This window comes from Streptomyces sp. NBC_01217 (genome assembly GCF_035994185.1).
Classification (GTDB): Bacteria; Actinomycetota; Actinomycetes; order Streptomycetales; family Streptomycetaceae; genus Streptomyces.
This window is the reverse complement of the sequence record NZ_CP108538.1, coordinates 6,900,925-6,917,330: the sequence shown is the minus strand read 5'-3', so window position 1 is coordinate 6,917,330 and position 16,406 is coordinate 6,900,925. Positions and strand designations below refer to the sequence as shown.

General features: G+C 68.0%; 19 protein-coding genes and 1 pseudogene. 13 read left to right on the top strand and 7 right to left on the bottom strand.

Annotation, left to right across the window (positions count from 1 at the left end):
• The first annotated feature begins 8 nt into the window (after window positions 1–8).
• Window positions 9–614, top strand: coding sequence for a class I SAM-dependent methyltransferase (locus OG507_RS30845; protein WP_327370382.1), 606 nt, complete (start codon window positions 9–11; stop codon window positions 612–614).
• 24 nt (window positions 615–638) lie between these two features.
• Here the strand turns inward: OG507_RS30845 and OG507_RS30840 are convergent, their stop codons facing one another.
• Window positions 639–1,313, bottom strand: a complete 675-nt coding sequence (locus OG507_RS30840) for a peroxiredoxin (protein WP_327370381.1) — start codon at window positions 1,311–1,313, stop codon at window positions 639–641.
• Between the two features lie 279 nt (window positions 1,314–1,592).
• On the opposite strand from OG507_RS30840, the gene OG507_RS30835 reads away from it, so the two are divergent.
• Window positions 1,593–1,883 (top strand): hypothetical protein, encoded by a 291-nt coding sequence (locus OG507_RS30835; protein WP_327370380.1) that lies wholly within the window; start codon window positions 1,593–1,595, stop codon window positions 1,881–1,883.
• A gap of 688 nt (window positions 1,884–2,571) precedes the next feature.
• Window positions 2,572–2,940: a thioredoxin gene (gene trxA, locus OG507_RS30830; protein ID WP_327372163.1), complete on the top strand. Its 369-nt coding sequence runs from the start codon at window positions 2,572–2,574 to the stop codon at window positions 2,938–2,940.
• A gap of 48 nt (window positions 2,941–2,988) precedes the next feature.
• Here trxA and OG507_RS30825 read toward each other — a convergent pair whose 3' ends face one another.
• Window positions 2,989–3,576 carry a rhodanese-like domain-containing protein gene (locus tag OG507_RS30825; RefSeq protein WP_327370379.1) on the bottom strand — a complete coding sequence of 196 codons (588 nt, stop codon included), beginning with the start codon at window positions 3,574–3,576 and terminating at the stop codon, window positions 2,989–2,991.
• 80 nt (window positions 3,577–3,656) lie between these two features.
• Between OG507_RS30825 and OG507_RS30820 the strand changes: the two genes are divergently transcribed.
• Window positions 3,657–3,944, top strand: coding sequence for a metal-sensitive transcriptional regulator (locus OG507_RS30820; RefSeq protein ID WP_327370378.1), 288 nt, complete (start codon window positions 3,657–3,659; stop codon window positions 3,942–3,944).
• Between the two features lie 30 nt (window positions 3,945–3,974).
• Here OG507_RS30820 and OG507_RS30815 read toward each other — a convergent pair whose 3' ends face one another.
• From OG507_RS30815 to OG507_RS30805, 3 genes are all read right to left on the bottom strand, one after another.
• Window positions 3,975–4,721 carry a sulfite exporter TauE/SafE family protein gene (locus OG507_RS30815; RefSeq protein WP_327370377.1) on the bottom strand — a complete coding sequence of 249 codons (747 nt, stop codon included), beginning with the start codon at window positions 4,719–4,721 and terminating at the stop codon, window positions 3,975–3,977.
• On the bottom strand, window positions 4,718–5,104 hold the full coding sequence (locus OG507_RS30810) for a rhodanese-like domain-containing protein (protein WP_327370376.1): 387 nt from the start codon (window positions 5,102–5,104) through the stop codon (window positions 4,718–4,720). Before OG507_RS30810 ends, OG507_RS30815 begins: the two co-directional genes overlap by 4 nt.
• Window positions 5,105–5,174: 70 nt before the next feature.
• Window positions 5,175–6,542 (bottom strand): MBL fold metallo-hydrolase, encoded by a 1,368-nt coding sequence (locus OG507_RS30805; protein WP_327370375.1) that lies wholly within the window; start codon window positions 6,540–6,542, stop codon window positions 5,175–5,177.
• 119 nt (window positions 6,543–6,661) lie between these two features.
• Between OG507_RS30805 and OG507_RS30800 the strand changes: the two genes are divergently transcribed.
• From OG507_RS30800 to OG507_RS40525, 3 genes and pseudogenes are all read left to right on the top strand, one after another.
• Window positions 6,662–7,063: a DUF302 domain-containing protein gene (locus tag OG507_RS30800; protein WP_327370374.1), complete on the top strand. Its 402-nt coding sequence runs from the start codon at window positions 6,662–6,664 to the stop codon at window positions 7,061–7,063.
• Window positions 7,064–7,765: 702 nt separating this feature from the next.
• Window positions 7,766–8,155: pseudogene (locus OG507_RS40530) on the top strand (maleylpyruvate isomerase N-terminal domain-containing protein); the annotation flags it as partial.
• A 64-nt stretch (window positions 8,156–8,219) separates the two neighbouring features.
• On the top strand, window positions 8,220–8,813 hold the full coding sequence (locus tag OG507_RS40525; RefSeq protein WP_442811044.1) for a hypothetical protein: 594 nt from the start codon (window positions 8,220–8,222) through the stop codon (window positions 8,811–8,813).
• A gap of 67 nt (window positions 8,814–8,880) precedes the next feature.
• On the opposite strand, the gene OG507_RS30785 is transcribed toward OG507_RS40525, so the two are convergent.
• The gene (locus tag OG507_RS30785; protein ID WP_327370373.1) at window positions 8,881–9,630 is read right to left on the bottom strand and encodes an IclR family transcriptional regulator; all 750 of its coding nucleotides are present in this window, start codon (window positions 9,628–9,630) and stop codon (window positions 8,881–8,883) included.
• Window positions 9,631–9,701: 71 nt separating this feature from the next.
• Between OG507_RS30785 and OG507_RS30780 the strand changes: the two genes are divergently transcribed.
• The 5 genes from OG507_RS30780 to OG507_RS30760 all read left to right on the top strand — a co-directional run bounded on the left by OG507_RS30780 (window position 9,702) and on the right by OG507_RS30760 (window position 14,601).
• Window positions 9,702–10,508 carry a 2-keto-4-pentenoate hydratase gene (locus OG507_RS30780; protein WP_327370372.1) on the top strand — a complete coding sequence of 269 codons (807 nt, stop codon included), beginning with the start codon at window positions 9,702–9,704 and terminating at the stop codon, window positions 10,506–10,508.
• A gap of 9 nt (window positions 10,509–10,517) precedes the next feature.
• A complete protein-coding gene (locus OG507_RS30775; RefSeq protein WP_327370371.1) occupies window positions 10,518–11,480 on the top strand; it encodes an acetaldehyde dehydrogenase (acetylating) in 963 nt (320 codons plus the stop codon).
• Window positions 11,477–12,475 carry a 4-hydroxy-2-oxovalerate aldolase gene (gene dmpG, locus OG507_RS30770; protein WP_327370370.1) on the top strand — a complete coding sequence of 333 codons (999 nt, stop codon included), beginning with the start codon at window positions 11,477–11,479 and terminating at the stop codon, window positions 12,473–12,475. Before OG507_RS30775 ends, dmpG begins: the two co-directional genes overlap by 4 nt.
• A 501-nt stretch (window positions 12,476–12,976) precedes the next feature.
• Window positions 12,977–14,113: an ImmA/IrrE family metallo-endopeptidase gene (locus OG507_RS30765; protein WP_327370369.1), complete on the top strand. Its 1,137-nt coding sequence runs from the start codon at window positions 12,977–12,979 to the stop codon at window positions 14,111–14,113.
• Entirely contained in the window at window positions 14,110–14,601 is a 492-nt protein-coding gene (locus OG507_RS30760; protein ID WP_327370368.1) for a hypothetical protein, read from the top strand. The genes OG507_RS30765 and OG507_RS30760 overlap by 4 nt, the downstream gene beginning before the upstream one ends.
• Here the strand turns inward: OG507_RS30760 and OG507_RS30755 are convergent.
• A complete protein-coding gene (locus tag OG507_RS30755) occupies window positions 14,598–15,464 on the bottom strand; it encodes a DUF6602 domain-containing protein (RefSeq protein ID WP_327370367.1) in 867 nt (288 codons plus the stop codon). The genes OG507_RS30760 and OG507_RS30755 overlap by 4 nt on opposite strands.
• Window positions 15,465–15,955: 491 nt before the next feature.
• Between OG507_RS30755 and OG507_RS30750 the strand changes: the two genes are divergently transcribed.
• Entirely contained in the window at window positions 15,956–16,402 is a 447-nt protein-coding gene (locus tag OG507_RS30750) for a GntR family transcriptional regulator (RefSeq protein WP_327370366.1), read from the top strand.
• Window positions 16,403–16,406: the final 4 nt, after the last annotated feature.

Genomic DNA, 16,406 nt, shown 5'->3' with positions numbered 1-16,406 from the left:
TGCACACGATGGACGCAGCAGGCTGGGACGAACGGTACCGGGGCAGCGAACTGGTATGGAAGGCAGCGCCCAACCGGTTCGTCGGAGAGGAGCTGGCCGACCTGAAGCCGACCGGGCGGGCCGTCGACCTCGCCGCCGGGGAGGGGCGCAACGCGGTCTGGCTCGCGGAGCGGGGCTGGGAGGTGGACGCTGTCGACTTCTCCGCCGTAGCACTGGAGAAGGCCGAACGGCTGGCCTCCGACCGGGATGTGCGGCTGCGTACCGTCCGCGCCGATCTCACACTCTGGGCGCCCCCGGAAGCAACGTACGACCTGGTACTCATCGCGTATCTGCACCTGCCGTGGCCGGACATGGCCCAGGTACTGCCCCGGGCCGCCACTGCCGTACGCGAGGGCGGAACCCTGCTGCTCGTGGGCCACGACGCGGCCAATCCCGAGCACGGTCACGGCGGCCCGCAGGACCCACGCGTGCTGTACACCGCCGAGCAGGTCGCCGGCCTGTGGCGGCCGTACGCCGACATCCTGCGGGCCGAGACGGTCACCCGGGCGGTGACCGACGGCGACGGCTACAGCCGTACAGCCCTCGACGCCCTCGTACGCGCTGTACGGCGATGACACCGTCCCGCGAAGCCAGGCCCGTCAGGCCGGCGTGACGGGCCTCGTCGCCAGGTACCAGTCGGTGAGTTTGACGCTGTCGTCGGCCAGCCGGGCATCCAGTTCCGCCTGGGTGCGCGGGGCGCCGAGGACGACGTCCTCGCCGGGATGCCAGTTGGCGGGACAGGAGACGCCGTCGCGGTCGGAGGTCTGCAGGGCGTCGACGAGCCGCAGGATCTCGGGGATCATGCGTCCGGCGTTCATCGGGCAGTGCAGCACCGCCCGTACGGTCTGCTCCGGGTCGATGACGAAGACGGCGCGTACGGCGGCGGTGCCCGAGGTATTCGGGTGGAGCATGCCGTAGGCGCGCGAGACGCGCGTGTCCAGGTCGGCGATGATCGGGAACGGAACGCGCACACCCAGCTTGTCCTCGATCGCGCGGGTCCAGGCGAGATGACTGTGGACGGAGTCCACGGAGTTGCCGAGCAGGGCGGTGTTGCGGGCGGCGAACTCGTCGGCGAGTTCGGTGAAGGCGACGAACTCGGTGGTGCACACCGGGGTGAAGTCCGCCGGGTGGCTGAAGAGCACCAGCCACCGGCCGGCGTAGTCGGCGAGCCGGACGGGCCCGTGCGTGGACTCGGCCTCGAAGTCCGGTGCTCTGTCCCCGATGAGCGGCAGACCGGCATTGGCGGACGAGGCTGGCTGTTCGGAGACGGTCATCGGAGGATCCCTCCCGGACGATCACGGATTCGGATACCCCACACGGTATTTCTCCTACCCGAGCTCTTCGAGGGCTGGACGGCCCTGTCCACTCCCCCGTCATCCCTTGCGCCAGCCGTCCGACCGAGATACCCACGTCACGGCAGAGCGGCGGCGCGCGTGCGAGCGCGGGAACAAAGCGGCCTTGCGCGACGCTTCCACCTATACCCTGCCGGGTATTCGAGTCCCGGAAGAAACCCGCCGGGGGCGTCACCGACCCGGCGCAGGAGCGTGAGAACGATGACGACGACAGGACCTGACCGACTCCCCCCGAGCGAGGACGACTTCGTCGTGACCACCTGCGGGCGCAGGATCGCCGTGCGATGCCTGCGGCTCGCAGCCGCGGACCGGCCCATCAGCCGGGTCACCCTGGCCGTCGGCCGGGACCAGGGGGGCGAGCCGGGAGTGTGGGCGTCGCTCACCGCCGACGAGGCACGCGACCTGGCCCGCCTGCTCCTCCTGCAGGCCGGCCTGGCCGAGCGCGGCACCGAGCCCGCCGGCCCGTCGCGGAAGGGCTCCGCCTCCTTCTGACTTCGACACCGACCACGATCCGGAAATCCCGCTCGCCGTACGTACGTTGCAGGCGGTTGGCCGCCTCAAACAGGCCGTCGGCACCGACGCGATCCAGGCCGCCGAGGAGCGCCACTGGCGGCAGGTCCTCGCGGACTGGGACCGCACCCCCGGCATCGAGGTCCTCGGCAACCACCACACCCGCCGCCTGTCCGTCGTCAACTTCCGCATCGGCCAGGGTGAACGCTCCTGCCTGCACCACACCTACGTCGTCGCTCTGTTCAATGACCTGTTCGGCGTCCGGGTTCGCGGCACGTGCTCGTGCGCCGGACCGTACGGCCACCGCCTGCTCGCCATCGGCCCCGCCGCCTCCCACACCCTGCTCGACGAGGTCGTCCACGGCTGCGACGGCATCAAACCCGGCTGGACCCACGTCAACTTCACCTGCTTCATCAGCGACACCGTCCGCGACTACCTCATCGACACCGTCGACCTGATCGCCGCGCACGGCCACCGGCCCCTTTCCGACTACCGCTTCGGTCCGCACACCGGCCTGTGGCGCCACTGCACCGACTCGGCCGCTCCCCCGCCCCGGCTGACCAATGTACGGATGCGCTGGTTCCCGCCGCCGCCCCTCTGTCTGGAACAAACCCGGACCAGCACTGGTTGTTCAATACCCCACCGGGTATATGAGAGGGGGCCGGACACCATGCCGACCGTTGAACTGACCAAGGACAACTTCGAGGAGACCGTCACCGGTTCGGACATCGTGCTGATCGACTTCTGGGCCGCGTGGTGCGGGCCGTGCCGGATGTTCGGCCCCGTCTACGAGAAGGCGGCCGCGCGCCACCCCGACATCGTATTCGGCAAGGTCGACACCGAGGCACAGCCCGAACTCGCCGGGGCCTTCCAGATCTCGTCCATCCCCACGCTCATGGCCGTCCGCGACCGGACCGTCCTGTACTCGCAACCAGGCGCACTGCCGCCACAGGCGCTGGAGGAGCTCATCGGCAGGATCCGGGCCGTCGACATGGAGGACGTGCACCGGCAGGCCGCAGACTCGGCGGGAGCGAACTGACGCCCGGGGCACCCGAGAAGTCTCCACGGGTGCCCCAAAACGCACCGGTCAGCGGTTGCGCAGAGCGGCGAGCACGGTGTCCAGGTCGGCCGCGCGCGGGCGGTTGTGGGGCAGCTTGCCGAGCACGGCCGCCATGCCGCAGCTGTTCGTGAGGGCGGAGAAGACCAGGCCGCCCGCGATGCCGGCCGGGATCAGCAGGAGGGCCGGGTGCACGAGCAGGCCGAGGAGGAGGCCGAGGAGGACCAGGCTGCCGGCGGTGAAGCGAACCTGACGTTCCATGCTCCAGCCGGCCCGGACGTCACAAGCGGTCGGTGTGTGCAGGTCGTGCCCCTCGGCGGCCCAGGCGCCGGTGCCGCCGGCGAGGGTGGCGGTGGTGACACCCTGCTCGGCCAGCAGCTTGCAGGCGTTCTCGGAGCGGGCCCCGGAGGCACACACCACAAGGACGTCACCGCGCTCGGCGGCATGCCGTATCTCCGGCAGCGCCCGCCGGACGTGGTCCAGGGGGATGTTCAGGGCGCCGGGCAGATGACCGGAGGCGTACTCGGCGGGGGTGCGCACGTCGATGACGGTGAGTTCGTGGAGCCGGGTGCGGGCCTGGTCGGCGGCGAGGGTGATGGGGGTGGGAGAGCTGGTCATGGCAGGTGTGATCCTTAATGGTCGACGCCGTCCCGAGCCGGGACGTACTGTACCCCTGGGGGTATTTTTGAGGAGTGATCGTGGAACTGGAGCTTGAGGGTGCGGAGCTGAAGTCCGTGCTGAACCGCCTGCGCCGCGCGCAGGGTCAGATATCCGGCGTGATCCGGATGATCGAGGAGGGGCGCGACTGCGAGGATGTCGTCACGCAGCTCGCCGCCGCTTCGCGCGCTCTCGACCGTGCCGGTTTCGCGATCATCGCGACCGGCATGCAGCAGTGCATGACCGACATCGAATCCGGCCGCAAGAACGGCGAGGACGCCCAGCAGATGCGCGCCCGTCTGGAGAAGCTGTTCCTGTCCCTGGCCTAGGGCTCGCCCGGGTCTCGGGGCTTCGGCGCATCACGCCACCGCGTCGATCAGCATGAAGACGGCCACGGCCAGCAGCACCAGGGCGAAGATCCGCTGCAGCGTGGGCCCGGAGACCTTCGCGGCCAGCCTTTTTCCGTCCCAGGCGCCGAGGATCGCGGCCCCGACGAACGGCCCGACGACCGCCCAGTCCAGCCCCTCGACCGTACCGGCGCGCGTCGCCAGCGCGGCCAGCGCGTTGACGGTGATGACCAGCAGGCTGGTACCCACCGCGTTCCGCATCCGCATGCCGAGCACGTTCACCAGGGCCGGTACGGCGAGGAAGCCGCCGCCGACGCCGAGAACGCCGGTGACCGCGCCGAGTCCGGCACCCGCGGCCGCGGCCCGGCTCGGCCGTACGGGCACCATGGCGTCCGCACGCGGGCGGGTCCGCAGCATGGGGAGCGCGGCCGCTCCCGCCACCACCGCGAAGGCCGCCGTCAGCGCGGCCGCCGGGATACGCCCGGCGAGCGCGCCGCCCAGCATCGCCGGACCGATCCCGGCCGCCGCGAACGACAGTCCCGTCCGCCAGCGGACGTTCCCGTCGCGGGCGTGTGCGGACATCGCGGTGGTCGAGGTGACGGCAACGATGACCAGGCTCGCGGTGGTGGCCGCGACCGGGGTGAAGTCGAGCAGGTAGATCAGGGCGGGGACGGCCAGCACACTGCCGCCGCCCCCGAGCGCGCCGAGCGCCAGGCCGATGACGGCCCCGGCGATCAGCGCCAGTAGGAGAGCGCTCACGCGACGACGCCGTTCAGGCCGCGGGAGTCCACCACCGGCAGCCCCTCTCCCGCCCAGTCCTTCATGCCGCCGATCACGTCCGCGGCCTCCGAGCCGCGGGCGGTGAGCACGTCGGCGGCCTGCCGGGACCGGTTGCCCGAACGGCAGATCACGATCAGGGGCCGTGACCGCGCGTTCGCGGGCAGTCCGGCCCCCGCGACCAGCGCGGACAGGGGCAGGTGCACGGCCCGGGGGGCGTGCCCCGCCTGCCATTCGTGTGGTTCGCGGACATCGAGCAGCACGGCGTCGCCGCCGGATGCGGTGCTGCCGTGGCCGGTGCGCGCGGCCGCCTCCTGGACGGTCACGCGGCCCGGGCCGCCCCGGCTTCGCCGGAAGATGCTCATCTCGGTTTCTCGCTCCTGTTTCCCATGTCGGTACGGAAGATCGGCTGGGCCGCTGCGGCGACCGGCACCGTCAGGGGTTCCGCACGGTGAGTCCTGCCTTCTCGGCCGCGTCGAAGGAGTCGTCCACGGCGACGACGGCGCGACCGACGGCATCGAACAGGGAGGCGGCGATGGCGGCTCGCATGCCGCCCGCGCAGTGCACCCACACCTCGCCGGCGGGGACCTCTCCGAGACGGCGGGGCAGGGCGTGGACCGGGATGTGGACCGAACCCTCGATGTACCCGCCGGCTCGCTCCGAACCACGCCGGACGTCGAGGACGACGACGCCCTCCGCCGGAAGCCGACCAGCGAGGTCGGCGAAGGTCGCACGGCGGAAGGAGGCCGGTGCCACACCCTCGGGCACCCAGTCCTCCGGCCCGCCCGTCGCCGCGGCGGCCGGACGGTCGATGCCCACCCGGACCAGCTCACGCTGGGCGGCGGCGAGCTGCCCGGGCGACTCGGCGAGCAGCGTGACCGGCTTGCCCCACGGAATCAGCCAGGCCAGATACGTCGCGAGCTGACCTTCGGCCTCGAAGTTGAACGAGCCGGAGACATGCCCGGCGGCGAACGCGACACGGTTGCGCAGGTCCACCACCCACTCCCCCGCGGCCAGCCGGGCGGCGATCTCCTCGGCGTCCGCGACGGCAGGCGGGGTGAGGTCGACGGGCACGGGTCCGGCGGCGTTGGCCGGGCCCATGTGCGTGTAGTAGGCGGGGATGTCGTCCAGCCCGGCCAGCAGGTCGGCGACGAAGGTGTCGACGTCCCGGGTGAGGGCTTCATTGGACGCCTTCTCCTTGCCGATGGTCGTGTCACCGCCCTCCGCCTGGGACGAGGAGCAGAAGCTGCCGAAGCCGTGCGTGGGCAACACCGCCGTCTCCTCGGGCAGTTCGGCGGCCAGCCGGTGGGCGGAGGCGTGCTGCGCCCTGGCGAGGCGCTCCGTCAGCCGCGGCTCGACGAGGTCCGGGCGGCCGACGGTGCCGATCAGCAGCGAACCGCCGGTGAACACCGCGACCGCCGTGCCGTTCTCCTCCAGCACGTAGGAGGTGTGGTGCGGGGTGTGACCGGGCGTGGCCAGGGCACGCAGGGCCAGCCCGGCGCCGGCGTCGATCGGCGTACGGTCACCGTCGTGCACCGGTACCCGCTCGAAGGAGACGCGCGCCGCGGCGGGAACGAGGTAGGCGGCGCCGACGACCCGGGCGAGTTCCAGCCCGCCGGTGACGTAGTCGTTGTGGACATGCGTCTCGACGACGTGGGATATCCGCACCCCGCGCCGGGCCGCCGCCGCAATCACCTGGTCGACATCGCGGGGCGGGTCGACCGCCACCGCCGTTCGCTCGCCGCCCGCGAGATAGCTCCGGTTGCCCAGTCCCGGCACCTCGATCGTGTCGACAAAGAACACGAGGCACTCCCTTCCAGTGAAGAATTACCCCAGGGGGTATACATTCGACAGTAACATGAGTACCCCTGGGGGTATTTTCAAGAACAGGGAAAGCCCCCAGAAACGAGAAAGGCCACGCCATGCGCCACGACCGCACCGTGCACCTCGACACCGGCTTCGCCACCACCGTGGACCGGGTCCGCGAGGCCCTCGCCGCCCAGGGCTTCGGCATCCTCACCGAGATCGACGTCACCGCCACACTCAAGGCCAAGCTCGATCACGACATGGAGGACTACGTGATCCTGGGCGCCTGCAACCCGCCCCTGGCCCACCGCGCCCTGGAGGTCGACCGTTCCATCGGCCTGCTGCTGCCGTGCAACGTGGTCGTCCGTGCCGACGGCGCCGGCACCGTCGTACAGGCCCTCAACCCGGACACGATGGTCGCCCTCACCGAACTCGACGCACTGCGCCCCGTCGCCGAAGAGGCCACCCGCCGCCTCGACGCCGCCCTCGCCTCCCTCACGACGGACGTGACGAGCTGACGTCCGAACGGGTGACCATCTCGTGGTCCGCCAGGAAGTATTGATCCGAAACGCTTGTGATTCCGGGTCGTTGCGCTGGATGTGAGTGATCTGGTGGGGGACGCGCGGCACCTGTCGCCGTCGGCGCAGGAGGTTCTGCGGTTACGGGCAGTGGCCGCTCTGGCGGCGGGGCGGGACCGGGAGGACGTCGCGTCGGTGTTCGGGGTGTCGCTGAAGGCCGTGGACATCCGGTGGGTGAGGTGGCAGGCCGGGGCCGGGACGCGCTGCTCGCGCGGCCCCGTGGCCGCCCGGTGGGGGTGCATCAGGTGCTGGCGACGCTGAACAGGCCACGGTGCGGCAGGCAGTACTCGATCACCGGCCGTGCGATGTGGGCCTGGTAGGCCAGTTGTGAACGCGCAGGCTGGTCCGAGACCCGATCGCGTACCGGGTGCGGCCGACCGAGCCCGGCGTGGGCAAGTACCTGTAGTGATGGGGGCTTTCCTTCCAGCGGCCCGACAAGCGGGCTGTGGAGCAGGATCCCGAGGCGGTGCGGCCTCGGCACGAGGAGACCTGGCCGGCGATCCGGACGAAGGCAAAACCCGAGGGCGGCGAGATCCTCTTCGCCGACCAGGTCGGCATCATGGTTCGACCGCAAGATCCACCTGGTCCTCGACGGGCACTCCGCGCACCGATCAAAGACGGTCCGCACCTGGCTCGCCGCGTATACGGAGGAGATCGAGCTGCACTGCAGGACTCGACGATGCCAGGTACGCAGCGCCGAGCTCCCTGCCCGGGTGGACCCGCGCCCACGTCGCCGCCCATGTGGCAGCCAACGCCGAGGCGCTGGCCAACCTGGTCCACTGGGCCGCGACCGGCGAACCCACCCCGATGTACGCCTCGCCCGAAGAGCGCGCCGCCGGCATCGAACGCGGCCGCGCCCTGCCGGCCGCCGAGCTGACCGCCTGGCTGCGCCGCTCGGCGGACGCGCTGGAGGCGCGGATGGACCGGCTCACCGACGAGCAATGGCGGCACGAGGTCGTCACCGCCCAGGGCCGGACCGTCCCCGCCACCGAACTGCCCTGGATGCGCTCGCGCGAAGTGTGCGTCCATGCCTCGGCCCCGGCTGCCACCTCGTCCAGTACGCCTTGCGCGGCGGCGACATGTTCAACCAGTCGCTGTGTTCGAGTCGCCGAAGGCCCTGGCCGACCAGGAGGACTGGGGCACCCCCGACAAGCTGGACGCGGCCTTCGCGGACACCTGCGACACCGTCCGCAAGGGCATTCCGCTGATGTGGCGGGACCGCTGGTGGAGGATGTTCGACCGCGACCCGGTCGAGACCTGGGTGCACGGACGGATCGCACTGCTCGGCGACACCCCGCACCCGCCGCTCCAGTACATGGCGCAGGGCGCGATCATGGCGATCGAGGACGGCTGGGTGCTCGCGCAGCACTACGCCCGACTGGCCGCGGCCACCCCCTCCGGCACCGAGCCGAACTGGGACGGTGCGCTGGCCGCGTACGAGGCGGTCCGGGTGGAGCACCGCCACCGGGTGCAGACGACGCCCCGTGCGTGGGGCGAGCTGTGGCACCTCGACGGAGAGTCCCGGCTCCGACGGAACGCGATCATGCGCGCGGGACACCCACGACTACTACTCCTTCACCGACTGGGCGTACGGTCCGACCGCGCTGACGCCGGACGAGGAGCCCGAGATGTTCACGCCGATCCCGCTCTCCTCGGCGGCCGTCGAGGAGCCGGTGGCCTGACCCGCTGACGCCCCGGAGCAGTGATCACGGCCGGGTGTGTGACGCGATACGCGTCGCACCCGGCCACAGCGCGTTTCAGGGACGTCGGCGGGCGAGGGTGGACCCCAGGGCCGTGGCCGCGGCGCGCAGGGAGTTCGCGTGGGATTCGGGGCGGAAGCGTCCGACCGGGCCGGCCACGCTGATGCCCGCGATCGCGGTCAGACCGTCGGGAGCCAGGACCGGCGCGGCGATGCAGAGCAGGCCCAGTACCGACTCCTCGCGTTCGTAGGCGACCCCTGTCTCGACAGCGTTCACGAGCTGTCGGCGCAGCAGACCCGGGGCGATCACGGTGTGCGGCGTGCGGCGTTCGAGCGGGGCGGTCAGCACGGCGGTCTGCTGATCCTCCTCCGCGTAGGCCAGCAGCACCTTGCCGATCGCCGTGCAGTGCAACGGCATCCGCCCGCCGGTGCGGGAGGGCGCCCTGGCCTGGCGATGTCCGCCGATCTTGGCGACGTAGACGACCTCATGGCCCTCGCGCACGCCCAGGTGCACGGTCTCGTGGGTGCGCTCGTAGAGGTCCTGCAGGAAGGGCATCGCCAGCTCCAGCAGGGTGCGTTCGGTGGCGGCGCGCAGGCCGAGCTCGAAGAGGCCGCCGGAGAGCCGGTAGCCGTGTTCGGTCTTGTCCAGCAGCCGGTGGTGCACCAGATCGCCGGCGACGCGGTGGACCGTGCCCTTGGCCAGCCCCGTACGCCGCACGAGCTCGGCGAGCGGCAGCACGGAATCGGCCGGGCCGAACGCGCGCAGGATCGCCAGTGCCTTGCCCAGGACGGTGTCGCTGTCCTCCATGGAAAAGAGCGTACCGCTGAGTGGAACGCCTTGATGGAGCCTGCCCCGCCCCATACCGCAGATTGGACGTCATGCCCCAGAACCACCCCACTGTCGGCGACGACAGCATCGCCGCCGCCGCGGCCCGGCTCCGCGAGGCCGCCGCCACCGGCACCCCCGTCTCCCCCGTTCGCGACCTGATCGGCCGCGACGACGTGAAGGCCGCCTACGCCGTGCAGCAGCGGCTCACCGCCGAGCGGATCGCGGCCGGCGCCACGGTCGCCGGCCGGAAGATCGGCCTGACCTCCGCCGCCGTGCAACAGCAGCTCGGCGTCGACCAGCCCGACTTCGGCTTCCTCTTCGACGACATGGAGTACGCCGACGGCTCGGTCGTGCCGGCCGACGCGGTCCTCCAGCCGCGGATCGAGGCCGAGATCGCCTTCGTGCTCGGGGCCGACCTGGCCGAGGGTCCCCTCGATGCCGCCCAGGTGCGCGAGGCCATCGACCACGCCGTCGCCGCGATCGAGATCTGTGGCAGCCGCGTGGCCGACTGGGACATCAGCTTCGGTGACACGGTCGCCGACAACGCCTCGGCCGGCGCCTACGTCCTCGGCACCCAGTGCGTCCCGCTGACCGCCTTCGACCCCGTCACGGCCGAGATGACTATGACCGTCGACGGCGAGACCGTCTCCACCGGCAGCGGCGCCGCCTGCCTCGGCGACCCGGTCGACGCCGTCGTCTGGCTCGCCCGCCAGGCGCGCGACCTGGGCGAGCCGCTCCGCGCGGGCCAGGTCGTCCTCTCCGGCGCCCTCGGCCCGATGCGTCCCGTGACGCCGGGCGCCGCTGTCCACGCCACCGTCACCGGCCTCGGCACGGTGTCGGTCACCTTCTCCGCGTAAGGAACGCCGATGAGCAAGACCAAGGTCGCCATCATCGGGTCGGGCAATATCGGCACCGACCTGATGATCAAGATCATGCGCAATGCGCAGCACCTGGAGATGGGGGTCATGGTCGGCATCGACCCGGCCTCCGACGGCCTGGCGCGCGCCGCGCGTCTCGGGTTCGAGACCACCGCCGAGGGCGTGGACGGGCTGCTGAAGTCGCCGCAGATCGACGAGATCGGCATCGTCTTCGACGCCACCTCCGCCGGTGCGCACAAGACCAACGACGAGAAGCTGCGCCCGCTCGGCATCCGCATGATCGACCTGACGCCGGCCGCGATCGGTCCGTACGTCGTCCCGGCGGTCAATCTCGAAGAGCACCTCGACGCACCGAACGTCAACATGGTCACCTGTGGTGGCCAGGCCACGATCCCGGTCGTGGCCTCGATCAGCCGGGTCGTCCCGGTGGCGTACGCGGAGATCGTCGCCTCGATCGCCGCCAAGTCGGCCGGCCCCGGCACCCGGGCCAACATCGACGAGTTCACCGAGACCACCTCATCGGCGATCGTGCGGGTCGGGGGCGCCCAGCGGGGCAAGGCGATCATCATCCTCAACCCGGCCGAGCCGCCGCTGATGATGCGTGACACGGTCTTCGCCCTGGTCACCCTGGACGAGGGCGAGGACGGCGAGACCGCGAAGGACCGGATCACCGAATCGGTCCGCAAGATGGTCGCCGAGGTCTCGGCGTACGTACCGGGCTACCGGATGGTCCAGGACGTCCAGATCACCGCGATCCCGGCCGACCAGCCCGTCGAGACCCTGCTCGCCGACGACGCGACCACGCGGCCGACCCACCAGGTGTCGGTCTTCCTCAAGGTCGAGGGCGCGGGCATGTACCTCCCGGCGTACGCCGGGAACCTCGACATCATGACCTCGGCCGCCGTGCAGATGGCCGAGAAGATCGCCGCCGCGAAGGAGGCCACGCAGTGAGCACCCCGATCTTCGTCCAGGACGTCACCCTCCGCGACGGCATGCACGCCGTACGGCACCGCATCACGCCCGACGACGTCCAGCGCATCGTCGTGGCCCTGGAGGAGGCCGGTGTCGACGCGATCGAGGTCGCCCACGGCGACGGCCTCGCCGGCAGCTCGCTCAACTACGGCCCGGGCTCACACACCGACTGGGAGTGGATCGAGGCCGCCGCATCGGTCCTGAAAACCGCCCGTCTCACCACGCTGCTGCTGCCGGGTGTGGGTACCGTCCACGAACTCGAGCGCGCCCACGACCTCGGCGTCCGCTCGGTGCGGGTGGCCACCCACTGCACCGAGGCCGACGTCTCCGCACAGCACATCGCCGCCGCCCGCGAGCTGGGCATGGATGTCTCCGGCTTCCTGATGCTCTCCCACATGGCCGAGCCCGAACAGCTCGCGCAGCAGGCCAAGTTGATGGAGTCGTACGGTGCCCAGTGCGTCTACGTCACCGACTCCGGCGGCCGACTGACGATGAACGACGTCGCCGCCCGGGTGCGCGCCTACCGCGACGTCCTCGAACCGGCGACCGAGATCGGCATCCACGCCCACGAAAACCTCTCGCTCTCCGTCGCCAACTCCGTGGTCGCGGTCGAGAACGGCGTCCACCGCGTCGACGCCTCCCTCGCCGGACACGGCGCGGGCGCGGGCAACTGCCCCATCGAAGCCTTCATCGCCGTCGCGAACCTGTCGGGCTTCAAGCACAACTGCGACCTGTTCAAGCTGCAGGACGCAGCTGACGACATCGTCCGCCCCCTCCAGGACCGCCCGGTCCGAGTCGACCGCGAGACCCTCACGCTGGGCTACGCCGGTGTCTACTCCAGCTTCCTGCGGCACGCGGAGACCGCCGCGCAGCGGTACGGCGTCGACGTCCGCGACATCCTGATGGAATCCGGCCGACGCCGACTGGTCGGCGGCCAGGAGGACATGATCCTAGACATCGCCCTCGGCCTCTGACCAGGTATTACTCTCTCACGGCTGGAGGCTGACCGTCGAATATCCCTCGGAGTAGGGGACGTATGTGGGACGGGGAGCCTAAAACGAGGGTATAAAACAGGGCAAAGCGTTCTCCCATGCAACGAAAAAGCCCTCCGCAAGTGATCTTGCGGAGGGCTTAAATAGCCTCTGACCTGCATAAATGTGCGCCCCCGGCAGGACTCGAACCTGCGGCCAAGCGCTTAGAAGAGACTGGTCTTGTTCTGCATTACCAGGGTTTTGACCTGCAGCTAAGCGGTGAGTGCGGCGTCGGGATGACTCATCACCACCGCGTATTCACCGGAAGAAGCCATTCCGACACGGGAGTTCGTGGGCACACCCTGAGCCCCGGCTGTGGCGCGAAGAGCGTGGGGCAGCCACCCGTCAGCCAGCATGGGCCGCTCGGTGCCTTGTCGTTGAGTGGAATCCACCGATTGCAGCAGACGTCGTGACGGGACCTCTGGTCGTCAGTAGCCTGGTGGTGTGCCAGCCATCAAGCAACCCGTCAACCCAGATGTGCTGACCTGGGCTCTCAAACAGGCCGGCGTCACCCGTGGTGAGCTCGCTCTAGCTCTCGCGGTACCCGATGACGTAGTAGACGACTGGCTGTCCGGTGAGGACGCCCCTGGCATGACTCAGCTCCGCGGCATCGCGAAGTTACTGCGACGACCAACCTCTTTCTTCTTCCTGCCGCGAGTACCCCAACGTCCCGCCGTTGAAGCCTCCTTCAGGCATCCGTGGGGAAAAAAGGGCGCACGAACACTCACGAGTGAAGAGGTAGCCGAACTTCGCAGCGCGCAACGGCGGCAGCGGATCGCGAAGTGGGCGTTTCAAGCCCTCGAAGAGGCGACCCCGCCACAGCTACCGAACCGCGCTCCAAGCCCAACGAAAACTGCTGGGGCCGTTCAGCAGTGGCTGCATTGGGACGTGAAGTGGCAAGTGTCTGCGACCTCCAAAGGGGCCTTGACTAGGCTGCTCCGCCGGGCCCTTGAGGATCAAGGCATCCTGGTACTGCAACGGTCCATGGACGAGACTTCCTGTCGGGGCTTCTCGATCTATGACCCAGAAGTGCCAGTTATTGCATTCAACGGCTCTCAGTTTCCGGCAGCGCGCACGTTCACTCTGCTGCATGAGTTGGGGCACTTGCTTGCCCACGAGCAGGCTGTATGTGGATCTCCGGAGCCCGCTGAAGAGCGATGGTGCGACGAATTCGCGGCCGCTTTCCTGCTGCCTGAGTCGCACCTAGGGGATTATCTGCGTTTCAAAAAGGTCGACCATGTCGAAAGCGATGACATTGACATGGTCCGCCTTATCGCACAGCGATACAAGGTAAGTTTTCAATGCGTAGCCCTACGGCTCATTGACCTAGAGAGGGCGGATTGGTCACTCTACGAGAAGGTGCGCAATAATCCCCTAGAATACGAGAAAGGGGGTTTTGGTGGAGCGCCCCAAACAACACCCGTTCGGCGCATTCGAGAGTACGGAACCACGTATCCTAGGCTAGTGCTTGCCGCTTGCGATAAAGGATCGCTTGCTGATATTGATGCACGCAAGTACCTAAATGTAGACGGGAAGCAGTTGACCGCTCTGCGACGCAGCATCCTCATGGAAGAGGTATGAGGTTGCAGCTTTACGTGGTCGACACTCATGCGGTTCTAGCCCTGCCTCAACTTTGTCGAGACGAGTCGAAACATCCCCTGTTTTTTGACGGCTTTACGAAAATGGTCAAAGATGGGGCATTGACATTCCCGGATCTCGTAGTCAAAGAATGCCAGAAGTATGCATACGGTGAAAATGTCTACACGTGGATAAATGCGGCCTCGGGGCACCGGACGCAACGCGCCGTACCTGCACAGTGGCAGGAGTCTGTGCTGGGGACCTGTGAGGAAATTCTTGACATGGATGGGGAGATGGAACAGGTTCCGGTCTTTGTCGCGGCAATGGCGCTCATGTTTAAGAGGCAAATTCCTGAAGTTTACGTTGTGACTGAGGATCGCCTACATCTACCAGAGAGAGAGTGTCTGGTGGAAGCATGCAAGAAACTTGATATTGCGACCATGACGGTGCGAGAATTGGCAATTGAGTCTGATCTACGAGATTTCCTTTAAGAAGTCTCCAAGAGTTCTCTGGCTGGGTCTTGCAGATAGTAATTGATCACCGATTGGGGCAGATTAGAAACGCTAGTCAGCATGTCCATAATCGCAGCACAGAAAATGAGAAGCGCTCGCCCGGGCTCTCCGATCACTCTGTCCTTTCGTGACAGGCCTAGACGAGCAACAGGATAGGACGACCCCGCTCGCAATATGTGGGCCTGGGTCTCGACTTCTGTCGGCCTTTGGAAATTGCCAGAAGTTCGCGTACCCGTGCGATCCATTTCATGGAGTCCTGCGACGCCAACAATAAAGTCGTCGCAATCATCTCGATAGACGAGTCTCTTTGAGCCTGCAATGATCCCGGGCTCAACCACGCAGATCAGCTCTGGTCGATCGGTGACATCGTGGGACAGAATGTTCTTGGTAACTGTCGGGGCCATTCCGTCGGCATGGTAGGCCATGACAGCAAGGCAAGGTGCCTCGCCATCATTCCCAGGGGATAGGTTCCTGAGCGACTTCCTTTTGGCAACGCAGTCTCTTAGCTCCTCTTCCGTGAGAGTTGTTTTCACCTCGATTGCCAGCAGTACGCATTCGACGGGAAAGATCACCTGATTCGTCTGAGCCATAATGGATGGCTGGCTAGAGACGTCATAGATCAAAATGTCCATCTGCTTGGAGTAATTTCCGTGCGAGTCGATCACCATGCCGCTGCCAACTCCGACAGTGGATGGCAGGAGATTCTCGATTAGCCTTACGAGCGACAGCTCATTTTCGCGCCCTTGTTCCCCCGCGTGGCCGATCAATTTGTTGAAGGTGTCTACTTCCTCTTGCAGTCGGCGTGCAACGCCTGACCAGTATTCTTCAACTACCTTGCTCAACGCTGCTCCTCGGTGCGTCCCGAAGGGATTCGACCGCCCTCGCGGAGCCCAAAGAGGACGCCGCTGACCTGGCGTGACGTCCCGAACGGGCGTCGTCGTTTGCCGCAGTTGTAACGCAGTTGGACGCTCATCCGCAGGGGGTCAGAGGAAGTCGCCTTCGGCGCCTGCGACCTAGGGGTCGTCTTCGCCGACGAGCTGTAACACCCACCGGGGGTGTTGCAGCCGTCTGTAGCCGGACAGCCCGGACAGTGCCGCTGACAGCTGTCCGGTCAATTCCCGCAGGTCACAGTCTGAACCGGACAGTCGGACAGCTGGGACACGTCTCCCGGAAGTCTTAAGCCAACGTCCCCAGTTCGACAGAGAGTGACTGTCTGGATGTGTTGCGTGGCAGTCCAACTGGCGATCGTGTGAATCCAGTAGTGACGTGACTGCTGCTGACCGTGCGAGGCTTGGCAGGGAGTAATGGATGGAGTGAGGCGAGAGGAGCCCACGTGCCGGAGGCCAGTCCGCGCGGAACCTATCTGGTCATCTCAGAGGCGCTTCGCAAGGGGATCGAAGAAGGCGAGTTTGTCGACGGCTTGCCGTCCGAGGCGGAGCTCATGGGTAGGTACGGTGTCGCGCGCAACACGATCCGCCGTGCTCTCAGGACGCTCGAAACCAATGATGTGATTGAGCCCGTGCCTGGGGTCGGGTGGCGAATCGCTGCGGGAGGTGACCGACGCACCCTGGTAGAGCGTATGACGGCCGTGATCGCGGACGACGCGCTGGCGGTCGGCGACCCGTATCCATCCGAGGCGAAGCTCTGTGAGCGGTTCGGCGCTTCCCGCACAGCTGTGCGTCGTGGCCTTGCTCAGATGGAGGGCACAGGCTTGCTCGCCACTGTTCACGGGAAGGGGCGAACAGTGCGCGCCCTCCCAAGCACCGCCGGCCGGTCGTAGCCTT